The organism is Rhodoferax ferrireducens (assembly GCF_049302455.1).
Classification (GTDB): Bacteria; Pseudomonadota; Gammaproteobacteria; order Burkholderiales; family Burkholderiaceae_C; genus Rhodoferax; species Rhodoferax ferrireducens_B.
Window position 1 is genome coordinate 21290 of the sequence record NZ_JBAQMD010000107.1, and the last position, 6887, is coordinate 28176.

Sequence of the window (6887 nt, forward strand, 5' to 3'; positions counted from 1 at the left end):
CGGGGCAGGCGTCTTAATTCATGCTGAATTTATGAAGAATCAGCCCCCAGCCCTTATCCTTCCTCGTTTAAACGCTATTAAATAGATAGCGAAACACTCTTCTCGTAAGAACCGATATCGGGCGTGATTTGGCTGGTCAGCATGGAGCCCGTGTCGCGGTAGCGGGTGTGCCACGAGAGCGCTTCTTCCAGAATATGGGGTGTGTGGCCGCCACGCTGTTTCGCGCGCGCCACGTAAGCCTGCAGCATTTGCCGGTAGGGTTGCGCCACACATCGGTCAATGATGATTTCGGCACGCTCGCGCGGTGCCAGACCACGCAGATCGGCCAGACCGATTTCGGTGACGATGATGTCCACGTCGTGTTCGGTATGGTCCACATGCGACACCATCGGCACGATGCTCGATATCTTGCCGCCCTTGGCGACCGATTTGGTGGCAAACACCGACAGGTAGGCGTTGCGCGCAAAGTCGCCCGAGCCGCCAATGCCGTTCATCATGTGCGTGCCCAGCACATGGGTGGAGTTGACGTTGCCATAGATGTCGGCTTCCAGCGCGGTGTTGATCGCGATGAGCCCCAGGCGCCGGATGATTTCGGGGTGGTTGCTGACCTCTTGCGGACGCAGCACCAGGCGGTCCTTGTACTTGCCGATGTCATGGAACACCTGCCGGCTTTTCTCCGCCGACAAGGTGATCGAGGAGCCGGACGCAAAGTCGAGCTTGCCGGCATCGAACAGGTCAAAGGTGGAGTCCTGCAGCACCTCGGAATACATCGTCAGGCGCTTGAACGGGCTGTCGATGAACCCCGCCATCACCGCGTTGGCGATGGTGCCGATGCCGGCCTGCATCGGCAGCAAGCTCTCGCTCAAACGCCCCTGAGCCACTTCTTCCTTGAAGAAATTCACGAGATGCGCTGCGATGGCCGCCGTCTCAGTGTCGGGCGGCAGGATGGTGGAGGAACTGTCGAGCTTTTCCGTGAAAACAATCGCGACGATCTTTTCGGGTGGAATCTCGATCGCGGTGGTGCCGATGCGGTCATACGGCGTCATCAAGGGCATCGGTTCGCGCCGCGGGCGGTGCTTGGGGATGAAGATGTCGTGCAAGCCTTCGAGTTCCAGCGACTGGGTGATGTTGATTTCAACAATCACCTTGTCCGCCAGAATCGCGAAACTGGCACTGTTGCCGACCGACGTGGTCGGAATGATGGCGCCGCTCTCGGTGATGGCGATGGCCTCGATGATGGCAAGGTCGATCGGTGCCATCTGCCGGGTGCGCAGCAGTTCGACCGTTTCCGACAAGTGCTGATCGACATACATCACCTCACCCCGATTGATGGCGGCGCGCAGCACCGGATCGGCCTGGAACGGGATGCGCCGGGCCAGCACACCCGCTTCGGTCAGCGTCTTGTCGACATCGCTGCCCAGGGAGGCACCGGTCATCAATGTGATTTTCAGCTTTTCATGGCGCGCCCGTTCGGCCAGCGCCAGGGGCACGACCTTGGCGTCGCCCGCGCGGGTAAAACCACTCATGCCAATTGTCATGCCGTCCTGTATCCATTCGGCTGCCTTGGCGGCGCTGGTCACGCGCTCTTTCAAAAACGACAAGCGGATGCGGCTGTCCATATTTCTGTGCATTTTTCCGTTCCTCTTTGGTTGATTTTTTGCCGTCGGGTCAGGCGATGGTTGATCGGCGCCAGCACCGCAGGGACCCAGTTGGCAAGCACTGCGTTCCCCTTCAACAATGGCAGAATCCGCAGCACAATGGAGCGGCACCGCAGCAGGAAGGTCTTGAGCGCGCATGACCGATCTCCGAGCATCCTGCCCGCACCCTCTACTCGGATCCGGCCACTGAAAAAACTTACTAACATGTTAGTAGTTTAATCACTAATATATTAGCAAGCAAAAACGCGTCATGGAGTCCCATTTGAAGCCTCGAATTGCGTACCGCAACCTGCCCCAGCTCTTTCTGAAAGCGCGGGAGTGCCTGATGGCTCATTTCCGTCCGATCCTCAATCACTACGGCCTGACCGATCAGCAGTGGCGAATCCTGCGCTCCCTGGATGAGCATGATCAGCTTGAACCCCGTGAAATATGCAGTTTGTGCCAGATCCATAGCGCCAGCATGACGGGTGTACTGGCGCGCATGGAAGCGCTGGCCTTGATTCAACGCAGCCGGGTGGCAGGCGATCAAAGGCGGGTTGGGGTTCGGTTGGCAGCGAAGGGAGATCAACTGGTGCGCGAAATGGCACCGTTAATCGACTTGCAATACCAACTCATTGAGGAGGCTATCGGCGCGGACATTTTTGACGATCTGTTCAGATCGCTTGAAGCATTCATTGGTGCTCAGAGCCAGTCGGTTGGGCATGTTGAGCTGCCGTCCACCATGCCCGCCAGCGCAGGCTCCGGTGCGCCGGAGAAACCGCCAGTGTTTGAATAAGCTGGGGCTGGCGACTGATTAGATGCTGTGGTGGCGGCGACGCAGCCCTGCCAGACAGCCAACCAGTCCGAGGGCGAGCAACGCCAAACTCGATGGCTCGGGCACGCTCTGCAGCGGCTCTGCATAAAGAAAATCGTCCATGACCACTATGTCGTCATTCGGGTTGCCCAACACCCCATTGGAAATGAGCGTATTCGGGCCCGAAGTGAGTCGAACCCGGCTGATCCTCTCGCCGGCATTGGCAACCGCACCCACGAAGCTCAAGCCCTGGTTCCCAGCGACCAAAGCGTCTCGAGAGAAAATGACCGAATTGTTCTCATCGAAGAACTCGATCTTGGTCTGAGCGGCCACTTCGACGTCGACGAATATCGCGGCGAAGGCACTGGTGGTGGCAGCCGTCATCGTGCCCGGCGCAAAGAACAGAACATCCATGATGTTGCTGCCGACCGCAGTGAACAGCCGCTGCGCGCTGAAGGTCTGAAAGTCGTTGGAAAAGCCGAACAGCGTGGGCGTGGCCAATCCGGCGTTGGCGCTCACGAGGAAGCCCGTTCCCGGCGTGTTGAATACGACCCCGCGAGGCGAGTTGACGTTGAAGAAGTTGGCGGGCAAGGCGTTCGGGTCGGATAGAGCGTCGGGTACGCCGTCCCAGTTGATTTCGCGGCGAAGCCCGCCGAAGGAGCCATTGGGGCCTGCGACTGCGCCGCCACCGACGGCGGTGCGAAAGTCATCTCGCATCGATGTGATCGCAGCGGGGCTGCTACCGGCCGACTCGTAAGTCACAAAGCCAGCCCAGGCCGTCGGGAGTAAAAACAATGCGGCCAAGAATGCAGAAAAGATGCGTAGTTTCATGGAATCTCCTCATTGATGCAGCCTGGAAGATTGACATATCCCGTTTTTGCCTCTCACCTTGGGCGGATATGAAGGGGGGATAAACGGGGTCAGACACCTTGGTTTGTCCAATAATGACAACCATACTGTCCGCGCCGCATTCGAAGCATGACCCGTGCCAGGAAAGTACAGCTTCGCTAACACATTGTATTTACTGGAAATTTTCGTCAACGGTGTCAGTCTGGAAATAGCGAGTCGTCCGTCATGTCATTTTTTTCGACAGTCTTTCCAGGTTGACCCGGCACAACATTTCATGCTTTATATTTGACCTGATGCCCAGTCATCAAAAAGCCATCATCGCGCGCGGGATTTTGCATAAATTTCGGTCCCAAACGCTATTCAAATCAAACCTGCTTGTCAGTGGCAAATTGAGGCCCGCGTGATGCCTCGATCACTTGATCCAATGCCCTCTTTTCCAATGAACATGCAATCTGCCAGCATCCGCCTGCTGCACCGCTTTTACAGCATCTTCTTTTTCGTCGGGTCGGTCTTGCTTGCGATCGGCGTGCCGTTTGTGTTTTACCGAAAGGCTGCTAGCGCTGTTGCCCTATTGGTCTTGATTCTTGCGGTACTGATCGCGTGGCGCATGAATCGCCGTGGACAACCCCAGAAGTCGCTCATCTTCTTCGCGGTGGTGATGTGGTTGATCATGGTTGCCCTGATTTATGCAGGCTTGCCCCCGACGACCGCAGGCGCCGTCGTCATGGCGATGATGCTGGCCATCGTGGTTCATGTCCGGGCGGCGGCCATCTTTGGCATCACTTATTTGCTCGCCTGGCTGCTCTACCTCGCGTTGCGCACGGCCAACCTGATGCCCGCGCCTTATTTTCCGGCGCCCATGATCTCGGCGTGGTTCATCGGCGCGGTCGCCATCGGGCTGGTGTTGTTGCCGATTCCCGAGTTGGTCCTCAATCTGCGCAAAGCGGCCTCCCTGCAACGCGCCGTGATCGAGGCTGCCACCGATGGCATTCTGGCGGTGAGCAACGACGGCAAGGTAGTCACCTATAACCAACGTTTCCTGGACTTCTGGCACATTGCGCCGCACTACTTGAACACCCACAGTTACAGCGACCTGCTGGATCTTGTGTCACAGCACCTGGTCGATCCAGCCTTTTTTCTGCAAAAAGTACAGGAGCTCAATGCGGATCCCGATTTGTCCAGCTTTGACACCCTGCGCTTCAAAGATGGCCGGCTTGCGGAACGACATTCCCAGCCCCAGCGTCTGGATGAGCAAATCGTGGGTCGTGTCTGGAGCTTTCGTGACGTGACCGAAAGAGAGCAGGCCCATGCGGAAATTCATCGCCTGGCCTTTCATGACGCCCTCACCATGCTGCCCAACCGGCGCTTGCTCACTGACCGGCTGCAGCAGGCGCTGCCGTACAGCGCGCGAAGCGGTCATCGCGGGGCGGTGCTGCTCATCGATCTGGACAACTTCAAGACGCTCAACGACACGCTCGGGCACGACAAGGGGGACCTGCTGCTGCAACAAGTCGCACAAAGGCTGGTCGGCTGTGTGCGCGAAAGTGACACCGTGGCGCGTCTGGGCGGCGACGAGTTCGTGGTGATGCTCGAAGGTCTGAGCTTGCATGCCAAGGAAGCGGCGACGCAGGCCGAAACCGTGGGCAAGAAAATTCTGGCCACGTTGGGTCAGCCCTACCAGCTCGCGGATTGCCAGAACCGCAGCACGCCGAGCATCGGCATGACCCTGTTCTTCGGCCACCAGACCTCCATCGATGAACTGCTGAAACAAGCCGATCTGGCCATGTACCAGTCCAAGACGGCCGGCCGCAACACCTTGTGCTTCTTTGATCCGGCGATGCAGTCCATGGTGGCCGACCGTGCCGCCCTGGAGCTCGACCTGCGCGAAGCGGTGCGACACCAGCAGTTCACCCTGTACTATCAAGCGCAGGTGATCGGTGATGGCCGCCTGACCGGCGCCGAGGCGCTGCTGCGTTGGCAGCACCCGCAGCGCGGCCTGGTGTCACCGGCCGAATTTATCCCGCTGGCCGAGGAAACCGGCTTGATTCTGCCGCTGGGCCTCTGGGTACTGGAAACAGCCTGTTCCCAATTGGCGACATGGGCCACACAGCCGGCAACGGCCCAGCTCTTTCTGGCGGTCAATGTCAGTGCCAACCAGTTGCACCAGGCGGACTTTGTGGATCAGGTGCTGGAAGTACTCAGCAAAACGGGGGCCAATCCGAAGCGACTCAAGCTGGAGCTGACCGAGAGCCTGCTGGTGTCCGATGTGGAAGACACCATTACCAAGATGAGCGCACTGAAAGCGCATGGTGTGGGTTTTTCACTGGATGACTTTGGCACCGGCTATTCGTCGCTGTCATACCTGAAACGACTGCCGCTGGATCAACTGAAGATTGACCAGGGTTTTGTCAGGCACATCCTGATCGACCCCAATGATGCCGCCATTGCCAAGATGGTGATCGCTCTGGCCGACAGTCTAGGGCTGACCGTCATCGCCGAGGGGGTGGAAATCGAAGCCCAGCGGGACTTCCTGGCGCGCCTGGGATGCCATGCCTATCAGGGCTATCTGTTTGGCCGCCCTGTGCCGCTGGAAGAATTCATGAACCGGGTTGACGCGGGATTGGTGACCACTTGACGGTAAGGCGGTGTGAAAACCTCGTGATTTTGACGTGGGCTTCACCCGAGAGCAGCCACAGAGTTGAATGTTACGTGGCGCGAAATGGCATGTTGAGTGGCGCTGCGCAGTAGTTTTGCCCATTGCTTCTTGAAAGTCTGGCAAATGCCCTTATCATTAGCACTCGTAAGAGTTGAGTGCTAACAGGCTTTGGCCCTCTCAGAATTCTCTCTTCAAGTTAACGAGCGCCAACTTATCGGTTGGCACTCTTGATTTTTAACCTCTGTTTCAATACCAAGGAGCTCCCATGAAACTTCGTCCCCTGCACGACCGCGTGATTGTCAAACGCGTTGAAAACGAAACCAAAACCGCCTCCGGCATCGTCATTCCGGACAGCGCTGCTGAGAAGCCCGATCAAGGTGAAGTGCTGGCCGTGGGCCCTGGCAAAAAGAATGACAAGGGCGAAATCAGCCCCATGGCAGTCAAGGTCGGCGACCGCGTGTTGTTCGGCAAGTACAGCGGCCAAACCGTCAAGGTGGCTGGCGACGAACTCCTCGTGATGAAAGAGGATGATTTGTTTGCTGTGGTCGAGAAGTAATCCATACTAAATCAATAGCTGGTCACGCAGTATCCATGCGGGCTGGCGGCTAATTTCACTTAAATTTTTAGGAGCCTAACATGGCAGCAAAAGACGTAATTTTCGGCGGCGAAGCCCGCGCACGCATGGTCGAGGGTGTCAACATTCTGGCCAACGCCGTCAAGGTAACCCTCGGCCCCAAAGGCCGCAATGTGGTGCTCGACCGCAGCTTCGGCGCCCCCACCGTGACCAAGGACGGTGTGTCCGTGGCCAAGGAAATCGAACTCAAGGACAAGCTGCAGAACATGGGCGCGCAGATGGTCAAGGAAGTCGCTTCCAAAACCTCTGACCTCGCTGGCGACGGCACCACCACCGCGACCGTGTTGGCCCAGGCCA

Annotated in this window: 5 protein-coding genes and 1 pseudogene; 4 read left to right on the forward strand and 2 right to left on the reverse strand. The window is 57.8% G+C overall.

What is annotated here, in order from left to right; all coding sequences use genetic code 11:
* Positions 1-77: 77 nt before the first annotated feature.
* Positions 78-1631: an acetyl-CoA hydrolase/transferase family protein gene (locus WA157_RS17855; RefSeq protein ID WP_422622252.1), complete on the reverse strand. Its 1554-nt coding sequence runs from the start codon at positions 1629-1631 to the stop codon at positions 78-80.
* Between the two features lie 289 nt (positions 1632-1920).
* On the opposite strand from WA157_RS17855, the gene hpaR reads away from it, so the two are divergent.
* Complete coding sequence (gene hpaR / locus WA157_RS17860) at positions 1921-2433, forward strand: homoprotocatechuate degradation operon regulator HpaR (protein ID WP_422622253.1); 513 nt, start codon at positions 1921-1923, stop codon at positions 2431-2433.
* Positions 2434-2451: 18 nt separating this feature from the next.
* Here hpaR and WA157_RS17865 read toward each other — a convergent pair whose 3' ends face one another.
* Positions 2452-3282 carry a PEP-CTERM sorting domain-containing protein gene (locus WA157_RS17865; RefSeq protein ID WP_422622254.1) on the reverse strand — a complete coding sequence of 277 codons (831 nt, stop codon included), beginning with the start codon at positions 3280-3282 and terminating at the stop codon, positions 2452-2454.
* A gap of 1294 nt (positions 3283-4576) precedes the next feature.
* On the opposite strand from WA157_RS17865, the pseudogene WA157_RS17870 reads away from it, so the two are divergent.
* The 3 genes and pseudogenes from WA157_RS17870 to WA157_RS17880 all read left to right on the forward strand — a co-directional run.
* A pseudogene (locus tag WA157_RS17870) lies at positions 4577-5935 on the forward strand (putative bifunctional diguanylate cyclase/phosphodiesterase); the annotation flags it as partial.
* A 286-nt stretch (positions 5936-6221) separates the two neighbouring features.
* On the forward strand, positions 6222-6512 hold the full coding sequence (locus WA157_RS17875; protein WP_011463442.1) for a co-chaperone GroES: 291 nt from the start codon (positions 6222-6224) through the stop codon (positions 6510-6512).
* A gap of 80 nt (positions 6513-6592) precedes the next feature.
* The coding region (locus WA157_RS17880; RefSeq protein WP_422622255.1) for a TCP-1/cpn60 chaperonin family protein at positions 6593-6887 on the forward strand (295 nt) is incomplete at its 3' end.

Bases quoted from the DNA above. Each gene is read 5' to 3' on its own strand.
- WA157_RS17865 (WP_422622254.1), bottom strand. From the start codon at position 3,282: ATGAAACTACGCATCTTTTCTGCATTCTTGGCCGCATTGTTTTTACTC.
- WA157_RS17875 (WP_011463442.1), top strand. From the start codon at position 6,222: ATGAAACTTCGTCCCCTGCACGACCGCGTGATTGTCAAACGCGTTGAA.
- WA157_RS17855 (WP_422622252.1), bottom strand. From the start codon at position 1,631: ATGCACAGAAATATGGACAGCCGCATCCGCTTGTCGTTTTTGAAAGAG.